The sequence below is a fragment of the Ruminococcus sp. BSD2780120874_150323_B10 genome, from assembly GCF_015553695.1.
Taxonomy (GTDB): Bacteria; Bacillota; Clostridia; order Oscillospirales; family Acutalibacteraceae; genus Ruminococcoides; species Ruminococcoides intestinale_A.
In genome coordinates, this window is record NZ_JADNHD010000010.1 from 82,502 (window position 1) to 104,858 (window position 22,357).

At 38.3% G+C, this 22,357-nt stretch carries 25 protein-coding genes and 2 tRNA genes; 4 read left to right on the forward strand and 23 right to left on the reverse strand.

The features are described 5' to 3' along the window. Positions 1-123 precede the first annotated feature (123 nt). The 4 genes from I2E21_RS07925 to I2E21_RS07940 all read right to left on the reverse strand — a co-directional run bounded on the left by I2E21_RS07925 (position 124) and on the right by I2E21_RS07940 (position 2,440). Positions 124-387, reverse strand: coding sequence for an HPr family phosphocarrier protein (locus tag I2E21_RS07925; protein WP_022234867.1), 264 nt, complete (start codon positions 385-387; stop codon positions 124-126). Positions 388-630: 243 nt separating this feature from the next. Then, positions 631-1,326 carry a tRNA (guanosine(37)-N1)-methyltransferase TrmD gene (trmD, locus tag I2E21_RS07930; protein WP_022234866.1) on the reverse strand — a complete coding sequence of 232 codons (696 nt, stop codon included), beginning with the start codon at positions 1,324-1,326 and terminating at the stop codon, positions 631-633. Further along, the gene (gene rimM / locus I2E21_RS07935; RefSeq protein WP_022234865.1) at positions 1,316-1,831 is read right to left on the reverse strand and encodes a ribosome maturation factor RimM; all 516 of its coding nucleotides are present in this window, start codon (positions 1,829-1,831) and stop codon (positions 1,316-1,318) included. Before rimM ends, trmD begins: the two co-directional genes overlap by 11 nt. A 72-nt stretch (positions 1,832-1,903) precedes the next feature. Continuing rightward, positions 1,904-2,440, reverse strand: coding sequence for a TetR/AcrR family transcriptional regulator (locus I2E21_RS07940; protein ID WP_022234864.1), 537 nt, complete (start codon positions 2,438-2,440; stop codon positions 1,904-1,906). Between the two features lie 230 nt (positions 2,441-2,670). Between I2E21_RS07940 and glgB the strand changes: the two genes are divergently transcribed. Beyond that, a complete protein-coding gene (glgB, locus tag I2E21_RS07945) occupies positions 2,671-4,764 on the forward strand; it encodes a 1,4-alpha-glucan branching protein GlgB (RefSeq protein ID WP_195410965.1) in 2,094 nt (697 codons plus the stop codon). A 468-nt stretch (positions 4,765-5,232) separates the two neighbouring features. Here the strand turns inward: glgB and I2E21_RS07950 are convergent, their stop codons facing one another. From I2E21_RS07950 to I2E21_RS07960, 3 genes are all read right to left on the reverse strand, one after another. Continuing rightward, positions 5,233-5,385: a CopG family transcriptional regulator gene (locus tag I2E21_RS07950; RefSeq protein ID WP_186935408.1), complete on the reverse strand. Its 153-nt coding sequence runs from the start codon at positions 5,383-5,385 to the stop codon at positions 5,233-5,235. A gap of 77 nt (positions 5,386-5,462) precedes the next feature. Then, positions 5,463-5,606, reverse strand: coding sequence for a hypothetical protein (locus tag I2E21_RS07955; RefSeq protein WP_186935409.1), 144 nt, complete (start codon positions 5,604-5,606; stop codon positions 5,463-5,465). A gap of 223 nt (positions 5,607-5,829) precedes the next feature. Next, positions 5,830-5,906 (reverse strand) — tRNA-Ile (locus I2E21_RS07960). A gap of 252 nt (positions 5,907-6,158) precedes the next feature. Between I2E21_RS07960 and I2E21_RS07965 the strand changes: the two genes are divergently transcribed. After that, positions 6,159-7,448 carry a DUF1015 domain-containing protein gene (locus I2E21_RS07965; protein WP_195410966.1) on the forward strand — a complete coding sequence of 430 codons (1,290 nt, stop codon included), beginning with the start codon at positions 6,159-6,161 and terminating at the stop codon, positions 7,446-7,448. Position 7,449: 1 nt separating this feature from the next. Then, on the forward strand, positions 7,450-7,926 hold the full coding sequence (locus tag I2E21_RS07970; protein ID WP_195410967.1) for a pyridoxamine 5'-phosphate oxidase family protein: 477 nt from the start codon (positions 7,450-7,452) through the stop codon (positions 7,924-7,926). 314 nt (positions 7,927-8,240) lie between these two features. Here I2E21_RS07970 and I2E21_RS07975 read toward each other — a convergent pair whose 3' ends face one another. The 9 genes from I2E21_RS07975 to I2E21_RS08015 all read right to left on the reverse strand — a co-directional run bounded on the left by I2E21_RS07975 (position 8,241) and on the right by I2E21_RS08015 (position 13,587). Further along, positions 8,241-8,624 carry a DUF1284 domain-containing protein gene (locus I2E21_RS07975; RefSeq protein ID WP_186935412.1) on the reverse strand — a complete coding sequence of 128 codons (384 nt, stop codon included), beginning with the start codon at positions 8,622-8,624 and terminating at the stop codon, positions 8,241-8,243. Further along, entirely contained in the window at positions 8,602-9,159 is a 558-nt protein-coding gene (locus tag I2E21_RS07980) for a biotin transporter BioY (protein WP_186935413.1), read from the reverse strand. The genes I2E21_RS07975 and I2E21_RS07980 overlap by 23 nt, the downstream gene beginning before the upstream one ends. 138 nt (positions 9,160-9,297) lie before the next feature. Beyond that, complete coding sequence (locus I2E21_RS07985) at positions 9,298-9,756, reverse strand: C-GCAxxG-C-C family protein (protein ID WP_195410969.1); 459 nt, start codon at positions 9,754-9,756, stop codon at positions 9,298-9,300. A gap of 338 nt (positions 9,757-10,094) precedes the next feature. Next, on the reverse strand, positions 10,095-10,919 hold the full coding sequence (locus tag I2E21_RS07990; protein WP_243240610.1) for a ParB/RepB/Spo0J family partition protein: 825 nt from the start codon (positions 10,917-10,919) through the stop codon (positions 10,095-10,097). 293 nt (positions 10,920-11,212) lie between these two features. Further along, positions 11,213-11,344, reverse strand: a complete 132-nt coding sequence (locus I2E21_RS12475) for a hypothetical protein (RefSeq protein ID WP_279310059.1) — start codon at positions 11,342-11,344, stop codon at positions 11,213-11,215. Between the two features lie 73 nt (positions 11,345-11,417). After that, the gene (locus tag I2E21_RS07995) at positions 11,418-11,744 is read right to left on the reverse strand and encodes a YjcQ family protein (RefSeq protein WP_195410970.1); all 327 of its coding nucleotides are present in this window, start codon (positions 11,742-11,744) and stop codon (positions 11,418-11,420) included. Positions 11,745-11,789: 45 nt separating this feature from the next. After that, complete coding sequence (locus I2E21_RS08000) at positions 11,790-11,954, reverse strand: hypothetical protein (protein ID WP_195410971.1); 165 nt, start codon at positions 11,952-11,954, stop codon at positions 11,790-11,792. Next, positions 11,955-12,956 (reverse strand): hypothetical protein, encoded by a 1,002-nt coding sequence (locus I2E21_RS08005; protein WP_195410972.1) that lies wholly within the window; start codon positions 12,954-12,956, stop codon positions 11,955-11,957. A gap of 554 nt (positions 12,957-13,510) precedes the next feature. After that, positions 13,511-13,587 (reverse strand) — tRNA-Pro (locus I2E21_RS08015). Positions 13,588-13,780: 193 nt separating this feature from the next. Here I2E21_RS08015 and I2E21_RS08020 point away from each other — a divergent pair. Continuing rightward, positions 13,781-15,370, forward strand: a complete 1,590-nt coding sequence (locus tag I2E21_RS08020; protein ID WP_195410973.1) for an O-antigen ligase family protein — start codon at positions 13,781-13,783, stop codon at positions 15,368-15,370. A 43-nt stretch (positions 15,371-15,413) separates the two neighbouring features. Here I2E21_RS08020 and I2E21_RS08025 read toward each other — a convergent pair whose 3' ends face one another. The 7 genes from I2E21_RS08025 to I2E21_RS08055 form a co-directional block, all read right to left on the reverse strand. After that, positions 15,414-15,578 carry a hypothetical protein gene (locus tag I2E21_RS08025; protein ID WP_022234814.1) on the reverse strand — a complete coding sequence of 55 codons (165 nt, stop codon included), beginning with the start codon at positions 15,576-15,578 and terminating at the stop codon, positions 15,414-15,416. 458 nt (positions 15,579-16,036) lie between these two features. Beyond that, positions 16,037-16,423, reverse strand: coding sequence for a P-II family nitrogen regulator (locus I2E21_RS08030; RefSeq protein ID WP_022234815.1), 387 nt, complete (start codon positions 16,421-16,423; stop codon positions 16,037-16,039). A gap of 14 nt (positions 16,424-16,437) precedes the next feature. Next, a complete protein-coding gene (locus I2E21_RS08035; protein ID WP_195410974.1) occupies positions 16,438-17,688 on the reverse strand; it encodes an ammonium transporter in 1,251 nt (416 codons plus the stop codon). A 429-nt stretch (positions 17,689-18,117) separates the two neighbouring features. Next, positions 18,118-18,258, reverse strand: a complete 141-nt coding sequence (locus I2E21_RS12480; RefSeq protein ID WP_337786041.1) for a methyltransferase domain-containing protein — start codon at positions 18,256-18,258, stop codon at positions 18,118-18,120. Positions 18,259-18,637: 379 nt separating this feature from the next. Beyond that, complete coding sequence (locus tag I2E21_RS08045; protein ID WP_195410976.1) at positions 18,638-20,857, reverse strand: dockerin type I domain-containing protein; 2,220 nt, start codon at positions 20,855-20,857, stop codon at positions 18,638-18,640. Positions 20,858-21,055: 198 nt separating this feature from the next. Beyond that, a complete protein-coding gene (locus tag I2E21_RS08050) occupies positions 21,056-21,466 on the reverse strand; it encodes a peptide deformylase (RefSeq protein ID WP_195410977.1) in 411 nt (136 codons plus the stop codon). 179 nt (positions 21,467-21,645) lie between these two features. Then, positions 21,646-22,357: DegV family protein (locus I2E21_RS08055; RefSeq protein WP_195410978.1), on the reverse strand; the 712-nt coding region annotated here is incomplete at its 5' end.

Sequence of the window (22,357 nt, forward strand, 5' to 3'; positions counted from 1 at the left end):
AAAACTATGGTTTAACAAATTGTTTCGACAAGCAATTATAAAAGTTTGGTCAACCTTTAAAAAGGCAAAACAAAAAGGGCGGAAAACCGCCCTTAAATTCTGAAAGAGTATAAATTATTTAACTTATTCAGCAAAACCTGACTCAACGAGAGCAACAAGACCGTCAACAGCCTCTGTTTCGTCTGAACCGTCAGCAATAACCTTGATGGTTGTACCGCCGATAATACCAAGTGACAATACGCCGAGAAGGCTCTTTGCATTAACTCGTCTTTCTTCCTTTTCTACCCATACAGTTGACTTGTATTCGTTAGCCTTCTGAATGAAAAATGTAGCTGGGCGAGCATGTAAGCCTGCCTTGTTCTGTACTAATACTTCCTTAACATACATTTTAAAATCCCTCTCTTGCCATATAATTTAACCCGTTTTGTAATCCGACTGCATTTTGCAATCTTTTAATAAATATTATAGTATTTTTTCAAAAAAAGGTCAATAAGTTAATTAATTTTTGGTTTAATACTCACTTACAACCAAAAATTTTGGTCTGTTGTTGTGCAACTTTACTAAAACTGAAATTAAATTATATTAAGTATTGCTAAATATTATTTTGCAGCACTAAATTATTGTTAATTCTTATTGCTGTTCTTTTATCTTTTCAAGCAAGTCCGGGCGCTTTGCACGGGTTACCTCAAGACTTTTTTCTTTCTGCCACTTTGCTATGTTTGCATGATGACCGCTCAAAAGCACTTCGGGCACTTCTTTGCCCCTCCATACCGACGGTTTTGTGTATTGAGGATACTCAAGCAAACCGTTAAAATGGCTTTCTTCGGTAAAACATTCATTATTTGAAAGTACACCCGGCACCATTCTTGAAAGTGCGTCCGTGAATACCATTGCAGGAAGTTCGCCGCCTGTAAGCACATAGTCGCCGATTGAAATTTCCTCGTCTATAAATTCATCAAGCAAACGCTGATCGACACCCTCGTAATGACCGCACAATATGCAGACATTCTCAATCTCGGCTATTTCCTTAAGTCTTTGCTGCGTAAGAGTTTTTCCCTGCGGCGACATATAGACAAAATGCGGTCTTTTGCCGATTTTATCGCATATATCCTCAAAGCAAAGCGCTATAGGCTCGGCTTTCATCAACATTCCCATTCCGCCGCCGTACGGGGTATCGTCAACTCGTCTGTGCTTGTCAAAAGCATAGTCACGCAGTTGATGACAATGTATTTCAAGCGCACCGCTTTTTTGTGCTCTGCCGATTATACTGTCACCCAAAACAGGAGTAAACATCTCGGGGAATAAGGTTATTATATCAATCCTCATCGTCAAATATTCCTTTCATCGGGCGAATAAGAACATATCCGTCATCAACATTGGTTTCTGTAATAACCTCGTCAATAACGGGTGCAAGATATTTTTTGCCGTTGTCATCTGTTATCTCATAAACATCATTAGCACCTGTGCGCAAAACATCTGTAATTTTGCCGTAAACAGTTGCATTGTCGGCGTCTTTTACCTCAAGACCGAGCAAATCCTGAACAAAGTTTACACCCTCGTCAAGGACGATCTCCTCTCGGTCGATATAAATTGTCTTGCCTCTCATTTTATCCGCCTGCTCAATTGTATCTATTCCGTCAACCTTGCAAAGCACAATATTTTTGTGAGGGCGTGACTTAACTTTTATGCTCTCTCTGCCCTGCTCGTCAAGATAAAGCTTTTTAAAGCAACACAAAAATTCGGGACTGTCGCACCACGGGTCAATTCTTAATTCGCCTTTTATGCCGTGAGTGCCTACAATTTTTCCGCTGTCAAGAAATCTTTTTTTCATATATACACCATCCGTAATTTTTTCTTTCATTTGACTACATATTTTAACATAATTTTCGGCTGTGAGCAACTATTATATATGACTGTGCATACTGATAAATATTTCGCTTATAAGGTCGGCGATATATTCTTCGCTCTCTGCCATTCCGCCTCTTACCCACTTTTTTAAAATACCTGACGCACCGCTTTCGAGAAATGTAAACATATACTCAAGTTTGGTCTGCGGAATATCCTTTTTGCCAAATGCCGCACAATACTCTTTTTTGAGCTCCGCATACATTTCGTCAAGTAATTTAGTCTGGATATTGTTATTGAAAACCACTCTGTAAAAATCCGAATACTTCTTTACAAAGCGCACAATCCAAAGGAAATTCACCTTGCCGTTCTGCGTAAATTTAAAATTGTAATCCTTTAATTCTTCAACATAGCTGATTTCTATTTGAGAAATCATATCGTAAACATCGGCGAAATGGTGATAAAAGGTAACTCTGTTCACTCCCGCCTGCTTACAGAGAGAGGTTACTGTAATTTTGCTCAAAGGCATTTGCTCAAGCATATCAAAAAGTGTCTGCTTGAGTGCCTTTGTGGTATTTTTTACTCTTTTATCCATAAAATTTCACCTTAAATTTTTTTGAAAAAATAAACAAATTTTAATAATTTGTAAAATAATTTACATAAAAATTAAAATTAACTCTTGTATATTTGTGTAGAATATATTATACTATAAACATATAATTAAATCAAGGGAAACACTGTAAAAGCATACTGCGGATTTATTTTTTGTAAAAACGAGCAATATGCGCCCTTTTCCCAAATTTCTTAAAGAAAAGAGGATATTAAATGGCTTTTAGTTTAAATGACAAAAGAACTCCGCTTGAACAGTTTTTGCAGGGCGAATCTGTTACAGCTTATGAATTTATGGGCTCTCATTTTGTAAACTGGGGCGACAGAGACGGCGTTGTGTTCAGAGTATGGGCACCAAACGCACTTTCCGTATCCGTTGTAGGTGATTTCAACGATTGGAACCCCGATGCAAACTATATGTATAAAATCGACAATTCAGGCGTATGGGAATTGTTTATTGAGGGTGTATGGGAATATGCTTGCTATAAATATTGCGTAGAAACTCCGTCAATGCAAAAGGTAATGAAAACCGACCCATATGCATTCCATTGCCAGACAAGACCTGATAACGCATCTCGTGTATATGAAATTCACGGTTATGAATGGAACGACAGCGAGTGGCTTGAGCACAAGAAAGCTCACCCGCACAAGAACGCTCCTATCAATGTATATGAAATGCACGCAGGTTCTTGGAGAAAATACGAGGACGGCAATGTATTCAGCTATAAAAAGCTCGCCGAGGAGCTTATTCCTTATGTAAAAGAAATGGGCTACACTCACATTGAGTTTATGCCTCTTACAGAATATCCGTTTGACGGCAGCTGGGGCTATCAGGTAACAGGTTACTTTGCGGCAACTTCCCGTTACGGTACTCCTAAAGACCTTATGTATTTTGTTGACAAATGTCATCAGGAAGGTATCGGCGTTATTCTTGACTGGGTACCTGCTCACTTCCCTAAGGACGAGCACGGTCTTGGCAGATTTGACGGTACAGGCTGTTATGAATACGAGGATTGGAGAATCGGCGAACACAAGGAATGGGGTACATATATCTTTAACTATGCCCGTTACGAAGTAGCAAGTTTCTTGCTTTCATCCGCAATGTTCTGGCTTGACCAATATCATATTGACGGCATCAGAGTTGACGCCGTTGCATCTATGCTCTACCTTGACTACAACCGTAAAGACGGCGAATGGCTTGCAAATATCTACGGCGGCAGAGAAAATCTTGTTGCTGTTGATTTCTTACAGAAGCTTAACACTGTTGTGCATATGTTCCACCCGGAAGCTATGATGATTGCCGAAGAGAGCACAGCATGGCCGAATGTTACCGGTTTCCCGCCAAAGGATATGGGACTTGGATTTGACTACAAGTGGAATATGGGTTGGATGAACGATATGCTCTCATACATCAGCCTTGACCCGCTTTACAGAAATTATCACCACGATACTCTTACATTCAGTATGGTTTACGCATTCAGCGAAAGCTTTATGCTCCCTATCTCTCATGATGAAGTTGTTTACGGCAAAGGCTCGCTTATCAACAAAATGCCGGGTCTGTATGACAACAAGTTTGCGGGCGTAAGAGGATTCCTTGCTTATATGCTTGCTCATCCCGGTAAAAAACTTATGTTTATGGGCAGTGAGCTCGGACAGTTTGACGAGTGGAATTCTACCGAACAGCTCCAGTGGAACTTGCTCGGCTACGAAAAGCACCGTCAGCTTAATCACTTCTTTGCTACAGCAAATAAATTCTATTGCGATACACCTGCAATGCACGAAAACGACTACGACTGGAACGGTTTTCAGTGGATTGCGCTCGACGATTACAAGCATAGCATTATTTCTTTCAGAAGAATTGCTTATGACGGAAGCGAAGTTATTGTTGTATGTAACTTCCAGCCAATGCTCCGTGAGAACTACAAAATCGGTGTTCCGAAGTTTGGTATCTATAAAGAAGTTCTCAACTCCGAGGCAGAGGAATTCGGCGGTTGCGGTATCGTAAACGAGGGCGAATTAAAGGCACAGGATGCAGCCGATCACGATCTTCCGTACTCAATCAACATTACGCTTGCACCGCTTTCTGTAATCTACATTGAGCTTGACAAGGAACTTCCTGCACCCGAAAAGCCAAAGAAGGAAAAGACTACAAACCGCAAGGCTGCCGCTCTTAAGAAAGCGAAGGCTGAAAAAGCCGCAAAAGCTGAAAGCAAGGCAGAAGAAAAAGTCGATGAAAAGCCTGTAGTCGAAGAAAAGGAAGAAACTAAGGAAACTAAAGCTGAAGAAAAAGTTGAAACAGTTGAAAAATAACAACTGATTAGGTAAATTTTTCAGTTTTTAAATTAATTTTATATTAAGGTCATTTTTGTCCGACCTCTTTATAATCGGAAATGCAGACAGGGATCTTCCCTATCTGCATTTCTTTTTGGGCTCTTTATCAAAAGTTAGGATGAATTATGGTTTGGCGGAGTGTCGGTCGGGCATTGAAATTTAGCTAACGCTAAATTATCCTCCCAAAAACAAAAAAGTTTACTCAATTTTTTCAAAAATTGCGGGTTTGGGCAGCGCCCATAAAATCTTCCGATATAACAATTTATCTGGCGCAAACAGAATGCTGCTGTTTGGCTATCCTTAGATTGCATAAACGGAAAGTATTTGTGGGCTTTGCCCACACCCACGACCTTTGAAAAGGTCGACCAAACTTTTATAATTGATTGGCAAATCAATTTGTTAAACCATAATTTATTATTGTTACCCAGATATTCAGAATAGTACCTTTTAGTTTTGTGCAAAAAATGATGATAAAATCTCTCTTATTGCAGCCGCTTTTGAAAGAGTGCATTTGACTGCGTATTTTTCAATTTGAGAATTTAATTCATCATCAACCCTAACTTTTATATCATGAGTAAGATTTTCACTCGGTCTACCCATTTTGGGGTTATCTGTTTTTTTAATATAAGCCGTAAATATAACTTCCTTTCTCTTGATATTAAATATAAGGCTCTGATTTAATCGTCAGAGCTTGTTCTTTTTGCCTCGGCAATTACTTCATCAATTAACTCTTTTGCTTTATCAATATTATCACTGTCAAGCAACGCTTTGATAGATAGCAATAAAGTAAGTATCTCAAGTCTTGTCATATCTTCTTTCATTTTAATCTCCTTTCTGACGCTTGCAGTCTATTCGTCTTTGTTCACCTCTATTGAGTGTAATTATATCATGTTCTTTCAGAACTCAAAAGTCAAGCCTTTTTTTTAATTTATTGCAATGCATTTTTTCTGTAGTACACTGTTTTTCCTTGTATTTCTGTGTATCACGATATAAAAACAACCGCATTAAAAAGCTGAAAAACAGTTTTCTAATGCGGTTTTTGCTTGGTGCGCCAACAGGGACTCGAACCCCGGACCGACCGGTTATGAGCCGGTAGCTCTAACCAACTGAGCTATTGGCGCATATTTATTTTACGCAAGTGATATTATATCATATTATATCTGTATTGTCAATCTTTTCATTTAATTTTATAAGAATTTTTGTTTCTGTATTATTCAAAAAGTATATAAAAGCACTGCTTTTTACAACAAATTTATTGAAATTCCTACATATTCGTGGTACAATATATATGATAGTATTATTTTTACTTATAATTCTTATAATTTTATATTCCTTGTTCGGGAATTTTATTAATTCAATTGGAGGTAACGGCTATGGCAGTTATTAAAGCATTCAAAGGTATGAGATACAACACCGCAAAGGCAGGCGAAATTTCCTCTCTTTGCTGTCCTCCGTACGACATAATCAGCGAGCAAGAAAGACTCGCTTTTATTAAAGAAAACGAATACAACATTATTCGTCTTGAATTGCCAAAAGAGGGTGAAAATCCTTACGCTTGCGCAAGCGATATTTTAAAAATGTGGCAGGATAAAGGCATTTTGAAAATTGAAGATAAGCCTGCTATCTATATTTACGAGGAAGAATTTTCCGTTGGAAACACACGCAAAAGCATAAAGGGAATTATTGCGAGAGTTCAGCTTGAAGAATTTTCAAAAGGCATTATCTTACCGCACGAATTTACCCTTTCAAAGGCTAAAGAAGACCGTTTAAATCTTATGAAAGCAACAAACTGCAATTTCAGTCAGATTTACGCTCTCTATATGGACGAAAAACATACAACTCTCGCTACCATTGATGAGCAGTCAAAGGCAAAAGCCGACCTTGAATTTACAGACGAAACAGGTGTTACACATCGCCTTTGGATTGAAACCGACGAAGAAATCATTGCGAAGCTTGTTGCCGATTTTGCAGACAGAAAACTATATATTGCCGACGGTCACCACAGATACGAAACCGCTCTCAATTACAGAAATTATTGCAGAGAAAACGGCATTTCAAAGCCGGGCGATCCGCAGGACTTCCAGATGATTTACCTCGTAGATATGGAGCATCCGGGACTTGTGGTATTCCCTACCCACCGCCTTGTGAGAGATTTACCGAACTTTGACAAAGAGGCGGTACTCGAAAAGTGCTCCGAATTCTTCTACATAGACGAAAAAGAAGGCACGGACACCATGGAGGAAGATTTGAAAAAACTCTATGACGAGGGCAAAAAAGCATTCGGTTTCTATTGCGGCAAGGGCGAATGGTTCTTGCTGACACTCAAAAATATCGACTTTATGAGCCAAATGCTCCTCGATGTAAGCAAGGCGTCACAGTCGCTTGATGTTTCTGTTCTCCATACACTTATTCTTGAAAAAATCTTTGGAATTGACAAGGAAAATATGGCAAAACAGATTAACCTTACATACACAAAATTCTTTACAGAGGCAATTGACGGAGTTGACAAAGGCGAGTTCCAATGCTCATTTGTACTCAACCCTACAAGAGTTACCGAAATTCGTGATGTTGCCGCCGCAGGAGAAAAAATGCCGCAGAAATCCACATATTTCTATCCAAAAATGATTACAGGTATGGTAATGAACAATCTTGGAGTTGATTAATATGAAAGACTATGAAATCCGCAGAAAAGACAGAGCAGTTGACGAAAATGCCACCTTAGAAATTCTGAAATCGGGCAGCTTCGGTGTGCTTTCTACCATCGGCGCAGACGGCTATCCGTACGGTGTACCCGTAAACTACGCTTACGATGACGGCAAAATCTACTTTCACTGTGCCAAAAATGTCGGTCACAAACAGGATAACCTAAGATTTTCGGGCAAAGTTTCGTTTACTGTCGTTACAAAATCAGATGTTATTTCCGAAAAATTCACAACAGGTTATGAAAGTGCCATTGCCTTTGGTTATGCGTCAAAAACGGTTACCGAAAAAGAAAAAGCACTGCGGCTTCTGGTGCAAAAATACTCTCCCGAATTTGCGGAAGACGGTGAAAACCATATAAAAGGCGCATTTGAACGCACAGATGTTTTTGTGATAGAAATTGAAAAACTTACCGCAAAAGCTAATAAAAAGACGGTTTAATAAAATTTAGGTCAAGCCTTTTTAAAGGCTTGCGGGTTTGGGCAGCACCCATAATATCTTCCGATATTGCAATTTATCAGGCGCAAACAGCCACGCTGTTTGCGTGCTTGCACTTAGTTTGAAAAAAACAGGCGACAGCCATTAAAACAGAATTATTTATTTTTGAAAAGGTTGACCAAACTTTTATAATTGATTGGCGAAGCATTCTTCTAAACAATAATCTTTTACTCTCAACTCAACAAAAATTAACAGACAGCAAAAATCCCTGTTCAGCGCTGAACAGGGATTTTTTATATGGGGATGTTGTAAGCTTATTAAATATCGTAACATTTCCACTGACAATTTTTGCAGACTTCACTAAGTTTTCCTTGTGAAATTATCCTGCTTTTTGCCATATCTTTAAGCGCAAGCCACTCGATTTCGTCACCGATTTTTAAATTATATTCTTTCAGACAAGCATTGTCAAAACTTGCCACTTTATCATTATCGGCACAAAGCTGTGATTTATTATTCGGGCATTTACTGCAAAGAACATCATTACAACTGCCCGTTAAGGTAATCAGCGGATTTTCTTTATTCAGATATTCAATTACATTTGTCATATTCTGCACAAAATCACTGCTGTAGCCTTTTCCTACAAAAAATTGTATGCAAAGGCTGTGGTGCGGTCGCAGATTAAAGCTTGATAACTTTGTCAAGACGATTTACCAATACAGCTGAAAATGCAATTTTGAGTGCGTCAGCAATAAGATAAGGAACTACGCACAGTAAAAGTGACTCAACAAGTCCCATTTTCATTTGGAACATAAACCATACTGTGCCGAATGCATAACAAACAGCAAGGCCCAAAATCATAGAAACAATTTCAACCCAAAGTTTTTTGCCGAGTTTTTCTGTCATAAGACCTACAATTAAAGCTGTAAAAATAAAGCCGATAATATATCCGCCTGTCGGTCCGAAAAGTACACCTATACCTCCGCTGAAACCTGCAAACACAGGAACACCGGCAAGACCGAGAAGTACATAAACTATAACACTGAGTGTACCTCTTTTCCAACCGAGTAATGACGCTGCAATAAATACACCGAGAGTTTGAAGTGTAAACGGAACTTCTCCGAACGGAATCTGAATTTGCGCACAAACTGTCATTACAGCGGCAAAGAGTGCCACAAATACTAAATCAAGCAAAGCGGCTTTGCTTTTTGATGTTGCCTTTGATTTTACCTCTAACATTGTTCTTTCTCCTTATCGTCAACCTATTTGGTTTATTAAGTTGACAATATTATAACGCGGTTTTACAGAATTGTCAACCTGCAATTGAATTTTGGTTGACAATTCACAAAATCATATATTTTATATAATAACAGTTGTTTATATGAGGTTTTCTTTCTTAAGATATTCTTCAAGAATATCTGCCGCATACTTGCAAAGCTCCGGACAAGGACGCTTTTTATAGTATTCGTTGGTGCGTTCTGACGGCACATAGCTTTCTTTATTGGCTTTTTGAAGACCCAAAAGTTCTCTGCAAATAATAGAGCCGTTGTCTTCTTTAAACTTTGCGGCAAGCTCCTGAACCGATTTATAAACATTTTTCTTTGTGGTATTGTCTTTAGAATTGTCATTACCCATTGCAAGACCTATCACCATAAACATACCTGTAACAGTACCGCAAACTTCTCTCATTCTGCCCATACCGCCGCCGAACGGTTCGGAAATTTTTAATGCTGTTTCTTTTTCAAGTCCAAAATCCTCGCAAAATGCAAGCAGAACCGCTTGAGAACAATTGTAACCGTTCATAAAATTTTGCTTTGCAATATCTCCCTTAGACATACAAATCATTCCTTTTCATTATAATGTAATTTTATTTTAACACCGACTTATAATAATGTCAAAATTTTCATACCTTGTCCGTTACGATTATAAAAAGTTTGGTCAACCCTTTCAAAAGTTGTGGGTGTGGGCAAAGCCAACGATACTGTCTGCTAACAAAATTTTTCTGTAGCCGAACAGCCTGATGTTCGGCGGCTTGAACGAAACGGCAAAAAATTATTAATTGCGAACGCAAACAACCGTACAGTTTTTTACACTGTACGGCTGTTTGCAAGGGGTTTAGATAAGGAAATGGGTATGAGTGGAACGGATGCTTTCGCACCCTCTTGTTAGTAAATTTAAGCGGATTTATTATCGCTTGCGGTTTTTTTGGGAATTTTAATTGTGTATTCGATATAGTTGTTGTTTTCACTTTTGACTGCTTTGGCATCAATACCTGCAAGGCGCATTGTATCTACCGCTTTGTTGATGGTGTTTACAAAAATACGCACATCTTTTATCACCGCTTTGCTTTGTCCCATACTTTTAATATGCTTTGGGCAGTCATTCAAGACTTCGCCTACAAGATTGTCGGTCTGTTGAGTGTTAAGATTAAGAGCTATTACCTTGCTTAGGACTTCTCGCCTTTTGCCCTCGTCTTCTATTCGGAGTAATGCCCTGGCATGGCGCTCCGTAAGACCTGCCGAAATAATAAGCTCCTGTTCTTCGTATGTAAGCCTCAAAAGTCGGAGTTTGTTGGCTATGGTAGATTGAGTTTTGCCAAGCCTTTGAGCCGCCTCTTCCTGAGTAAGTCCGAATCTTCGTATAAGTCTTGAAATCCCGCGAGCTTCCTCGAACACGCCGAGGTCGCTGCGCTGTAGATTTTCAAGGAGAGCAAAGATCGCAGACTCTTTGTCAGAACACTTAACGATTATGCACGGCACTTTTTTAAGTCCTGCCATAACCGACGCACGAAGACGGCGTTCACCGGCAATCAGCTCATATTCACTTTGACTTGCCCTTCTGACAGTCAGCGGCTGCAAGATACCGTTTTCTGTTATGGACTGCGATAATGATGTAAGAGAGGCTTCGTCAAATTGTTTTCGAGGCTGAGCCTTGTTAGGTCGTATTCTTATTATTGGTATTTCAGTGATTTTGTTATCATTGTTAAATAAAAAAGTCAACCTTACCATCCCGTGTCTTTTAAGCATCAGGGGTTTGTCCCTGTGACATTATAATATCACATTACCAAAAAATGGTATGTCGAATTGTGTAGGCATAATTAATTTTGTTTTACAATATTGCGTTGATTTTACCGTTTTGTTGTCAAAGTATTTGGTTTTCTTTCTTATAATTAATAATTTTTTTTAATCAGTGATTACCGATTATTTTTGTTGATATAATCGAGTATAAAAAATATTACAACACATTACTGTAAAAACCTACTGCTTTACCCAGAATACGGACTTTGTTCATCTCATCTTTTTGATAATAAAGCGATTTGTAGGTCTTTTGCTCTGCTCTCGGAGCATTCAAAAACTTCATTTACAGGACGGGTTACATATCCGTTCTGCCTATCATTAAATGCCGTTACTACCTTTACTTTCATTCTGTCACCGCCTTTCTGATTTTGGGTATCAAAAAAAGCACTCAATCCGATTGATTAAGTGCTAATAATAAACTTATAAACCTGGTGTAATTTCTTTTATTCCCTTTGCAGCTTTATACATTCTTTGCATAATAGAGTTTTCTCGCAAATACTCAAGACCTTTTAAAGTGATTTCGGGTCTTGTCAATTCAACTTGCGGATAGGAACAATCATAAGACTCCCACACATTCACTCCTGTTATATATCCGCTGTCAAAAAGCATTTTTATTATTCTACACCATTTTGGTTTAGATATTTCCAACGATTTGTAACTTAATATTGAGTTATCAAATTCAGATATATCCATACTGTTTTCTAATTTCTTAAGTATTTCATATATAATCTTAAAATTCTCATCCATAAATACACCTTTCTAATGCGAAAACCGCTCACAAGGAGCGGTTAGTTAATAGTCGATTTGAAGCATATGTCTGCCTGTTTTTTTGAAATATTCTTCATCGGCTTTTTTAGCCTCTTTCTTAATTTCGTTTGGAGCGTCATCCTTAATACTTCTATATCCGTTTTTTAAGGGCGTCATCCACTTGTAAAATTTTGCAAAAGTGTCAGTCATTTAATCAACTCCAATTATTATATTTACAACTTCCTTCGCTGTAGCTCTTGATTTCTTAGTCATACTCTCAGCAATACATTCGGAAATAAAATCATCTATGTTAGTCATGGAATATCTTGATACCGAATATTTTTTTATATCAATATCTATCGGTTCATTTAAACCATCCATTATTTTACTTATTTGCTCAAGTTTATCATCCCACAATGGGTCATTTAATCTGTGTTCAAGCTGTATTGCATGACCTATTTCGTGTCTAAAAGTATGCAAAGAGTGAGCAGAAGACCATTCACCTGATTTTTTCATTTCTTGTGCCTTTTGTGCGTGCTTAGGCAGTGCGTTTTTCTTGTTTGCAAATCTTAGCAAAAGTTCTCCTGAATTGTCATAAAATGCACCGTAATCTGATGAAGTTTTGGAATTAAGCACTCCAACTCTTGAAATGGTTGTTATCTTGCCGAATTTGTCCTGCATTTTTTCAAATTCATTGGTAAAATTTTCTTGAACAGCTTGCGTAACACCCTTTTCAAATTCTATTATATCATTATTTTCGGAATTTTCAACACTTCTGTTTGTATTTTCTGTACTGCTGTCAGATTTTTCAATTTCTGTGTCAGTCAAAAACTTTTGCTCTTGAGTATCAGATATTTTATGAACAGAATTTTTGTTTTGCTCTTCAAGCCTATCCGCCCTATCGTGCCACTCGTCTGCTCTTGCTTTAGCAAACTTCTTGTTATCCTCGTCAAGGCTGTATTTTGCCCTGCGGTCAAAGCGTTCGGCTTGCTTTTCTGCGTGCTGTTGCTGTACTTCAAGTCCTCTTTGGCGGTCAAGCTCTGCAAGCTCGTCATCGGAGAGAGGTCCGCTCAAATCATCAAGTTCTGGGTAGTGGGTGCTTGTGCTGTCCTTACAGCGTGGGTGAAAAAGCCCCTCCGCTATGGCGGTTGAAAGCAGCGGATAATCACCGTCCGATTTTTTGCCGTTTGAATACACATCATCAATAAACACCTTGCCGATATATTTTGCACAATCAGGGCAACCGCCCTGCCTTGCCGCTTTGCCTGCGGTAGAAATTCAGCCGTATAAACCAACGGCGGGGTAAAATAAAAGCACCTATGCAATCAAATGCAAGGGTGCTTAACGCAGTAAATACGACCCTAACGGTGTTCCGCAGATTATACAGCCTTTTACAGCTCATTATTTAAGACATACTCACGCAACGAACTTGTTTTATGCTGGTTACGATGTACTTTATGTGCAACATCAACTTGGCCACAGCAAGCCCGAAACAACGATGAACATATATACACATTTTGTTCAACAAAAGAAAAAGACTAATGTATCAAAACTTGATAGTTACCTTGCCCAAATGTAAGCTAAAAGTTTGTGCAATTTTTTTCGCAAAAAAATGCTCCGAGAAGCTTGATTTTTTCTCGGAGCATAATTTTTTGAGCCACCTGTTTGCAATTTTTTATACCTTTTTACATAGTTTTAAGTGGATAATAAAAAACAACAAACCGCACTAAAACGCCTGAAAATGGCTTAATAGTGCGATTTTTCTATGGTCGAGGTGACAGGACTTGAACCTGCGGCATCTTGGTCCCAAACCAAGCACTCTACCAAACTGAGCTACACCTCGAAATTATTTAATTCTTGTCGCCTCAACAAGTCAGCTTCATTATTATATAACATAAAATTTGATTTGTCAACAATTATTTTTAATTTTTTTGAAACTTTCGTGATTTTTATTTTTCTTTAATTGACATACGCTGTTATGGGGTATAAAATATGATTACACTGATTAAATATATTACTTTGAAGGGCGGTTTTATATGTCTGACAATACAAAACTAAAAATCTCAAACGGGTTAAACGAGGATAAATATTCTGTAAAAAGCAAGTTTGTCAACTTCTTTTTGCTTGCGATGTTTACGCTCTTTCCCCTATTTTACACGGATTACTACTATAATATAAGACACGACAAATATTATTTTTTTCTTGTTGTCACTGCGGTGCTTGTTTTGATGATTGGCGCTGTTGCAATCACTAATTCCGATTCGCAAAGCGGAACAAAAGACAAAGCCGAATCCGTGCCTTGGTACAAAAAGTTATCGTTTACGGACTATGCATTTGGTGCATTCATTTTGGTATGCACCGTATCCACTGTTTTTTCTCAAGATCCTGCCGATGCTTTCTTGGGTCTTAGCGGAAGAAACAACGGTTTATTGCTGATGATTTTTTATGCGGTGGTTTATTTTTTAATTACCAGATTTTTTTGTTTTAAAAACTATGTCTTTGTTACCCTTGCAGGTTGTTCAATTGCAATATATCTGCTTGATATTCTCAACTGTTTTTACATAGATCCGCTTGGAATGTTTGCAAGCCTTACAGATGAGCAGACAATCACAAACTTTACCTCCACAATTGGCAACAAAAACCTTATGTCAAGTTTCATCTGCATTGTTATGCCCGTAACCGTCGCTTTTTCGGTTATAAGCAAAAATCGTAATCACCGTATCGTTTATCATATTTCGTCCGCATTCGGTTATATGGCTCTTATGACAGCCGACAGCTACTCGGGTATACTTGGCCTTGGTACTGTTTTTGCCGTGCTTTTAATATGGTTTTCACGCAGCGTTGCAAGACTTAAAAGATTTTTCCTCGCAACAACAATTATGCTGTTAAGCGGCAAAATTCTTCGTTTATTTTCCTTTTTTATGGGTGACAAATCAAAAGGTATCTCGGAATTTCAAAGTCTGCTTGTTTACTCAAAAATCATATGGGCGGCAATTGCATTGTTCGCAATAATTACCGCAATTTTATTTTTTGCAGACAGCAAAACTCCCGACAAGACTTTACCGCTTGCCGTTCCTATTATAATCGGCAGTATATTTGTTGCCTGCATTATTGCAATGCTTTTTGCCGTATATTATTTCAGCGTAATTGACACAAAAACAAATATCGGCTTTTTGAAAAGTTTTTTGAGATTTAATGACAGCTGGGGTACTCACCGTGGCTATATGTGGATAAGGTCTTTCTATATATTCGGAGATTTTTCTCTTTACAACAAACTTTTCGGATGCGGACCTGACACCTTTGCCACAGTGTTTGAACCGTATTTTGAGGGGCTTAAACATTACGGTGACAGCTCCACAAACTGTGCTCACAACGAATACATAAATTACCTTATTACTACGGGAATTTTCGGACTTGCTTCTTACCTTTCGATAATTTTCGGAGCGCTGAAAGGTGCGATTAAATCCGCAAGTAAAAATCCGATTGCAATTGCTTTTGCGGTATCTGTTATCAGCTATGCCGTGCAGGCTGTGGTAAACCTTGCTCAACCGATTACAACACCGCTTTTTATTATTTTTATTGCACTTTGCGAGGCAGTTGCCCGTAAGCAAAAAACAACTGAATAAGCACAAACAAGACAGCCTATATACTAAGCTGTCTTGTTATTTTTTACGCAGCTTTTCTGCGTGATGTATGCCTTGTTGCCGCATTTCGTTTCTTATTTTTTTGTTGAGATTGGGGCTTTTTGAACAATATTGACTTTACGGGATAACGCATAGCGTAGCTTATAATTACGAAAATGCAGACATTAACATATAAATCAGCGTCAGGCATTTGTACAACTCCTTAAGTTTATTTGGGGCTTTGTTATAATTAGCTTAAATGACAAAGTGAAGTTCCTAAACTTAATTTTCGGTAAATTCCACATTCAATAACTATCCTTTCAGACAATGATAAACGACTCATATTTTCCTGCTTTCCGCAGACAGTAACCGTTTTCATTTTACCATACTCTTTTGTCAAGGTGAACCCGTGGTATTTCTCGTTTTTCCCTCAAAAATCCGAACTTCACTTTGGCAATTTAGGTTTGTTATAATTAAATTATACAGTACCGGCTGGGTAATAAACAGGACTTTGCTATGATGTTTGCCGATTTTTCAATAATATTTTTTCGGTGTATTTAACGATTTTAAAATTTTTACAAAAACAAAAGCGCAATAACCGCAGTTACCGCACTTTTATTTGGAAAATATAAATTAGAAAGATTTTTAAACCAACATAACTTACTTTTATTAATCGTCAAAATTAGGAGTTTGAATTGCATCGTAGCCGGTTTCGCCTGTACGGATTTTTACCGCCTGCTTTAAGTAGTAAGTAAAGATTTTACCGTCACCCGGATTGCCTGTAAACGCAGTCTTTTTAATAGCTTCTATGGTTTTTGCTTCCCATTCTTCTGATGAAACAACTATTTCAAACTTGATTTTAGGCAATACCTGCACATCTACTTTTTGACCTCTTACATATTCGGACATACCTCTTTGAATACCGCAGCCTACAACCTGATAGGCTGTGATTCCGTTTACGCCTATATCCATTAACGCTTTTTTTACATCGAGGAACATTTCCTCTCTTACAACAGCCTCTATTTTAATAAGCTGAACTTCGTTATTGTTATCCATATGTTAATCCTCCGTTAATTATCAAGACCGTTAAATGACGGGTAAGCAGATTCACCGTGCTGTGTAATATCAAGTCCGAGCATTTCGTCACGCTTGCTTACTCTGATTTTACCTGTAATAATTCTTGTTAAGCCGTAACAGATAAGTGTACCTGCAACTGCAATTACAAGTGTAATTACAATACCTAAAGCCTGTGCGCCGAACTGAGCAAACTCACCGTAGATAAGTCCGTTGCCTGCGTCTGCGTTAATAGCTGTGCTTGAGAACACACCTGTAAGAAGTCCGCCCCAGATACCGCCTGTACCGTGACAGCTGAATGCGTCGAGTGCGTCGTCAAAGCCGAATTTCTTTTTACCGAATGAAATCATAAGGTAGCAAACAGGGCTTGTTGTAAGACCTATAATTACTGCCGCCCAAATCGGAACAAAACCTGCGCCCGGAGTAATGCCTACAAGACCTGCAACCATACCTGTGCTTGCACCGATAAGTGTAGGCTTTTTGTTTTTAATTACATCGCAAAGCATCCAAGAAAGGATTGCGGCTGCCGCAGAAACGGCTGTTGTCATAAATGCGTGTGCAGAAAGTCCGTTTGCCTCAAGTGCAGAACCTGCATTAAAGCCGAACCAACCGAACATAAGAAGTGAAGCACCTAAAACTACTGTAGGAATATTGTGGATTCTGTAGTTAGCGTGTTCGTAATCGTGGCGTTTGCCGAGGATAATACAAAGGACAAGAGCTGATACACCCGAACTGATGTGAACAACATCACCGCCGGCAAAATCAAGAGCACCGATACCGTCAAGACCGAGAAGTCCGCCGTCTGCCCATACCATATGAGCAAGAGGATAATAAACAATTAAAGACCAAAGAATGATAAATACGAAAAGTGATTTAAACTTCATTCTGCCCGCAACAGCACCTGTAATAAGAGCAGGAGTAATAATTGCAAACATCATCTGAAATCCGCAGAATACCATATTAGGAATAGCCGCACCGTCTATGTAACCCTCTGTGAGAGATACACCCTCAAGTCCTATCCAACTAAGGTCGCCGATAATTCCGTTTGAGCTTGGAGCAAATGAAAGTGAATAGCCGAAAAGCACCCACATTACAATGCCTGTACCGATGATGAAAATTGAAGTCATCATTGTGTTTACTACATTCTTTTTGCGAACAAGTCCGCCGTAAAACATTGCAAGGCCGGGAGTCATAAGGAACACCAAAGCCGAGCAGATAAGCATAAAAGCTATATTTCCTGCATCCATTTTAAAACCTCCACATAAACCGACTGAATAAAAACAAGGTTCACCATATCTTTGAAATTTGCAGGAAAATAAATTTAAATTGCAAATTCTTCAAAGATAAAGTGAACCTCTTTGTTCTTGATTATTCATTTTTAAATTAAATTAAAATAAGAAGTTTTCCGGAAACTTTACTTTACAACTTGAATTATAGCGTTATTTTTACCCTTTGTCAATAGATTTTTGCAAAAAATCAGCCGAAATTTAAAATTTTCTTATCATAGCCAAATTCAAGCACAAAGTATATAGATATTCAATTTTGCAAGAAATTTTATAAAACTTTCATAACGCCCATAAAAATCAGGATAACGCTTATACAGAAGTCAATGAATTCATAGAGTCTAACTTTTTGGGGTCGGCTCATTTTCAAGCCCACTCGTAACATTGCATTTTTCAAAAGTCATATCGGGATAACTTATTCTTTGCCTTTTCAAGCATATTTTCCGAATAATCCACACCGATAATATCTGCGTCTTTAAAACGGTTTTTAAGCACAAAGGTTCTGTTTCCCGAACCGCAGCCGATGCCAAGAATATTCTACGGGTCAAGGTAAGATATTCTGTTTATCAGATCAACAGACGGTTGTGTACGCTCGTTTTTAAACTTCATATATTGATTTGAATTCCAATCTGACATAAAAATCACGCTCTTTTAGCTTTTGTTCTAAATGTAAGCTAAATAATTTTAAAATTTAGGTCAAGCCTTTGAAAAGGTTGACTAACTTTTATAATTGCTTGGCACAAAAGGTTTGCTAAACCATAATTTACCCCAATTTCCTATAAAGGACCTCTGAATATTGCCCAACACTAAGTAAATTCTATTTTTATTATATCACAGCAAAAAGCATAAGAAAACCGCCCTACAAAAAAATTGTAGAGCGGTAAATTGTTATAACCGACAGTTAAATTCAGTCTTAATTATTGTTTTTTGCAAGGTAAATCTGATATGCTGTAATATCTGTTACATCAACCTTGCCGTCTTTATTGAAGTCGGCCTTTGAATCAAAGTTATCGGGCTTTTCTGCAGAACCTGCAACAACATGCTGTATATATGTTGCATCGTTTACATCAACTTTGCCGTCGCTGTTAATATCGTAATCAACATCCGACTTACTCTCTGCAAGAGTCCAAACCTGTGTACCGTAGAATGGGTTTGCTGTACCTACAACAAGGCTGTCATCTGTTACGGCAAAAGTACGGCAGCCGTGGTTATACGGATCACCAAAACCGTTTGTTGTAACAGTTTCTACATTAAGGTCGCTGTCAAGTGTGTAAAGGTCAAAGCCTCTTTCAGATGTGCTTAAGTAAGCCGCACACTCAACAAAAGAAATCATTTTCGCAATGTTTTCTTCTGTAAAGATTTTATCACTTAAGTCGCCGATTACACTTGAAATATCATCAGAAGCATCTGCAAATTCTTTGTAAGTAGCAATAAACTCTTTGCTTGCTTTTTCGTCAACAGCGTTTTCCACTTCATTGGCAAGCTCAATAACATCTTCTGCCCTTGCAGCAGTTGCTTTGCTGATTCTGCCTGCGTTATTTACACTCTTTGCCATATCTCTTGCATCGTTTCTTGAAACAGAAAATGCTGCCGGAGCAGTTACAGGCAGATGCGGTTTTTTGTATTTATTGAGAATAAGTTCTGCAAGCACCTTTATATACTCAATCTGTGACTGCCACTCTTCGTCTGTCATTTTAAGAAGGTCGCCGTTTGTAAGCTGACCGATAGGCTCAAGGAGTGAGCTTGTATCAAATGTGCCTACATAAAGTTTATCATCATAAACCTGCATTCTCCAGATATACTGGTTTTCGTTGCGGTCAAAGCCCGAACCTAAATCTGTAATACTGCCGTCAGGGAACATCTTGTCCGCATCGCCTACAACAAGGTCAATGTTTTCGTCTGCATCCATTCTGTAAAGGTTTACGGACTGCTCAAGGTTAGCGTTTACAAAATCGCAGCTCCGGTCAAACAAAACTTTTTCAAGAGCAATTTCTTCGTCATTGTACTCACCGATATAGAGGTAACCGTCGTATATGCAAAAGTTTGCCGCACCCGAGCGTGTTCTTTCAGGGTCAATACCGTAAGTATATTTTGCGTTATCCTTTTCCTGATCGCCTACAACAGATGTCCATGTCCACTTGCCGTTGTCATCTCTGTCGCCCTTGATGATAGCAAATGACTGCATTGTATTGTCATCAGGCTTGTTTTCAGGTCTGCCTGTGCAGATTGAAACATACAAAGAATCATTATATGCAGCCATATCCCAAATTGAACCGCCGTAGATGCTGTCTTGATAACGATAAGCAGGATAATTGAACATATCGTCCATAGTAGCAATTACTTTAAATGAATCGGGATCTTCAGGGTTGTCGCTTTCACAGATATATGCACCCTCAAGACCTACAAGGCTGATTATAAGTTTGTTCTCGTAAGTGCTGATACCTCTGATACCAACGCTTATACCCATCTGATAAGCCTTATAATAATCTGCCTGACTGATACTCTGATAAACTTTCTTGTATTCATCGGTTTCAGGATCTACCTGATAAACAGTCGGCAAACCGTTTACAGAACCGCAGAAGTAGAACTTGCCGTTTAACTCTACAACATTTCTGAACTGTACATTTGTGTCGGTTGTAGCCTTTGACATAAGGAGTTTTACTTCGCCTGTCTTTGTATTTACCTTAACAAGAATACCCTTAGGATCTCCGCCGTCCTCTTCCGATGTAAAGAAAGCGCCGTTAAACATAGCGTTAAGAGTAGCTATCATAACTTCTTTATCAAATTTATTTCCGAGCACTGTACCCATAAAGTTAAGTGTCTGTGTCATAGCATTCGGGCAAGTACCGATATATACCCAATCACCGTGACCGATAGCAGACCACGCATAGTTCTGTGCACGGTCACCCACGCCTGTAATCTCATCGGTAACTGTGCTGTTGCCAATGTAATCAACAATACCGTCCGGAGCTTTTAAACCGTTTTCCGGATGTGTGATTTTGTTAGCGGTAAAAGTATTATACTCATAAGTAGTACCGTTTACAGTATCACCTGCCGCCATAGCAGTGATTGAAGAAACGCTTGCCACAACCAATGTTGCGGAAAGCAGCGCTGAAAGAATTCTTTTTTTCATTGTCCATTCTCCTTTATTATATCTTTCCCAAATTGTACTATAAAAGGTGAATTTTGTCAATGAATATTTGCACTTAAATGTCAATTATTCTTTACAATAATGCACAATTTTATAACAATTAAACGGTATATAGATATTTTAATGCTTAATAATCATAAAATTAAAATATAACTGTAAATATACATTTTATAGACTGCTTTATATTAAAATTCCGTTGCAATGGTCTATTTCGTGCTGAATTATCTGTGCCGTAAAATTTGTGAAAGTGCGTGTAACCGTTTTGAATTTATCGTTGGCATATTTTACGGTTACAGTTTTATAACGCTTTGTTTTGCGCTCCCCGTCAAGTGACAGACAGCCCTCTTCGGTTTCGTATTCACCGTAAGCCTTAACGATTTCAGGATTAAACATAAGAATATACTTTCCGTTATCGCTTATTGCAATAATTCTTTTTGAAACGCCAATCATATTTGCGGCCATACCTACACAGCCCTCAAAATTTGCTTTTAAAGTATCAAGCAAATCAATGGCTATCGGCATATCCGACATATTTGCTTCAACCGATTTTCTCTGTAAAAACATCGGATCTCTTACTACTTCTCTTACCATATTTATCCCTCGCTTAGTTTTTTCTGATTATAGCATATCGGGGATAATTTAACAACATAAAAAGAGTCAAATATAAAAACATCTCAATACACAATAAAGACGCACTCCGAAATTGAGTGCATCTTTAGCAATTCTAAAACACTTATTCAAACTTTTTTATTAAACCGTAATCTTTAAAATCATAATTTTACAAATGCAATTCCACACGCATTTGTGCCTATGTGACTGCCTATAACCGCACCGACTTTTACAGTTTCAACGCTATGCACATTCGGCAGCAGCCTTTTTATGTCGCTTGTCAAATCATTTGCAAGGCTTTCGTTGTCGGAGTACATTACATATACAGGGAAAAGAGGATTAAGCTCTTCCCTTTCAAGCCTTTCGGCAAGGCTTTTTATGCCACGCTTAATGTTAAAACTTTTTGCAAGCAGCTCAACATCGCCGCCGCTGAGTCTTATTACAGGCTTTATACGGGCAACAGTCGCAAGCATTGCTTTTGTCTGACTTACTCTGCCGCCGTTATGCAGATATTCAAGGGTATCGAGGCAGGCAAGCAACGATATTTTCGTTTTTATGCGCTCGATTTCTTCATAAATTTCTTTTGAGTTTTTCCCTTGTCTGCGCAGTTTTACCGCATATTCAACAAGCAGTTTTTGACCTGCCGAAGCGGTCAGTGAATCAATAACATACACATTTTTGCAGCCGATCATATCGCAGGCAATTTGTGCGGTATTTGCCGTTCCGCTGATTTTTGACGACATAAAAATTGCCACACCTCCGTCTTTGCTATGCTCGGCAACCTCAAATTCTTCTACTATATCATGCAGTGACGGTTGCGAAGTTTTGACGGTTTCCGTTGTGTTTTTTAGTTTATCGAAAAACTCATCTTTT

Excerpts from the sequence above, each read along its gene's own strand:
- I2E21_RS07985 (WP_195410969.1), bottom strand. The coding sequence starts at position 9,756 with ATGTCTAAGGGAGATATTGCAAAGCAAAATTTTATGAACGGTTACAAT.
- I2E21_RS08000 (WP_195410971.1), bottom strand. The coding sequence starts at position 11,954 with ATGACTGACACTTTTGCAAAATTTTACAAGTGGATGACGCCCTTAAAA.
- I2E21_RS07995 (WP_195410970.1), bottom strand. The coding sequence starts at position 11,744 with ATGGATGAGAATTTTAAGATTATATATGAAATACTTAAGAAATTAGAA.
- I2E21_RS07965 (WP_195410966.1), top strand. The coding sequence starts at position 6,159 with ATGGCAGTTATTAAAGCATTCAAAGGTATGAGATACAACACCGCAAAG.
- glgB (WP_195410965.1), top strand. The coding sequence starts at position 2,671 with ATGGCTTTTAGTTTAAATGACAAAAGAACTCCGCTTGAACAGTTTTTG.
- I2E21_RS12475 (WP_279310059.1), bottom strand. The coding sequence starts at position 11,344 with ATGAAAGTAAAGGTAGTAACGGCATTTAATGATAGGCAGAACGGATAT.
- I2E21_RS07970 (WP_195410967.1), top strand. The coding sequence starts at position 7,450 with ATGAAAGACTATGAAATCCGCAGAAAAGACAGAGCAGTTGACGAAAAT.
- I2E21_RS08030 (WP_022234815.1), bottom strand. The coding sequence starts at position 16,423 with ATGGATAACAATAACGAAGTTCAGCTTATTAAAATAGAGGCTGTTGTA.
- I2E21_RS08025 (WP_022234814.1), bottom strand. The coding sequence starts at position 15,578 with ATGCCTGACGCTGATTTATATGTTAATGTCTGCATTTTCGTAATTATA.
- I2E21_RS08045 (WP_195410976.1), bottom strand. The coding sequence starts at position 20,857 with ATGAAAAAAAGAATTCTTTCAGCGCTGCTTTCCGCAACATTGGTTGTG.
- I2E21_RS07955 (WP_186935409.1), bottom strand. The coding sequence starts at position 5,606 with ATGAAAGAAGATATGACAAGACTTGAGATACTTACTTTATTGCTATCT.
- I2E21_RS08035 (WP_195410974.1), bottom strand. The coding sequence starts at position 17,688 with ATGGATGCAGGAAATATAGCTTTTATGCTTATCTGCTCGGCTTTGGTG.
- I2E21_RS07940 (WP_022234864.1), bottom strand. The coding sequence starts at position 2,440 with ATGGATAAAAGAGTAAAAAATACCACAAAGGCACTCAAGCAGACACTT.
- rimM (WP_022234865.1), bottom strand. The coding sequence starts at position 1,831 with ATGAAAAAAAGATTTCTTGACAGCGGAAAAATTGTAGGCACTCACGGC.
- I2E21_RS08050 (WP_195410977.1), bottom strand. The coding sequence starts at position 21,466 with ATGGTAAGAGAAGTAGTAAGAGATCCGATGTTTTTACAGAGAAAATCG.
- I2E21_RS07925 (WP_022234867.1), bottom strand. The coding sequence starts at position 387 with ATGTATGTTAAGGAAGTATTAGTACAGAACAAGGCAGGCTTACATGCT.
- I2E21_RS07950 (WP_186935408.1), bottom strand. The coding sequence starts at position 5,385 with ATGGGTAGACCGAGTGAAAATCTTACTCATGATATAAAAGTTAGGGTT.
- trmD (WP_022234866.1), bottom strand. The coding sequence starts at position 1,326 with ATGAGGATTGATATAATAACCTTATTCCCCGAGATGTTTACTCCTGTT.
- I2E21_RS07980 (WP_186935413.1), bottom strand. The coding sequence starts at position 9,159 with ATGTTAGAGGTAAAATCAAAGGCAACATCAAAAAGCAAAGCCGCTTTG.
- I2E21_RS08020 (WP_195410973.1), top strand. The coding sequence starts at position 13,781 with ATGTCTGACAATACAAAACTAAAAATCTCAAACGGGTTAAACGAGGAT.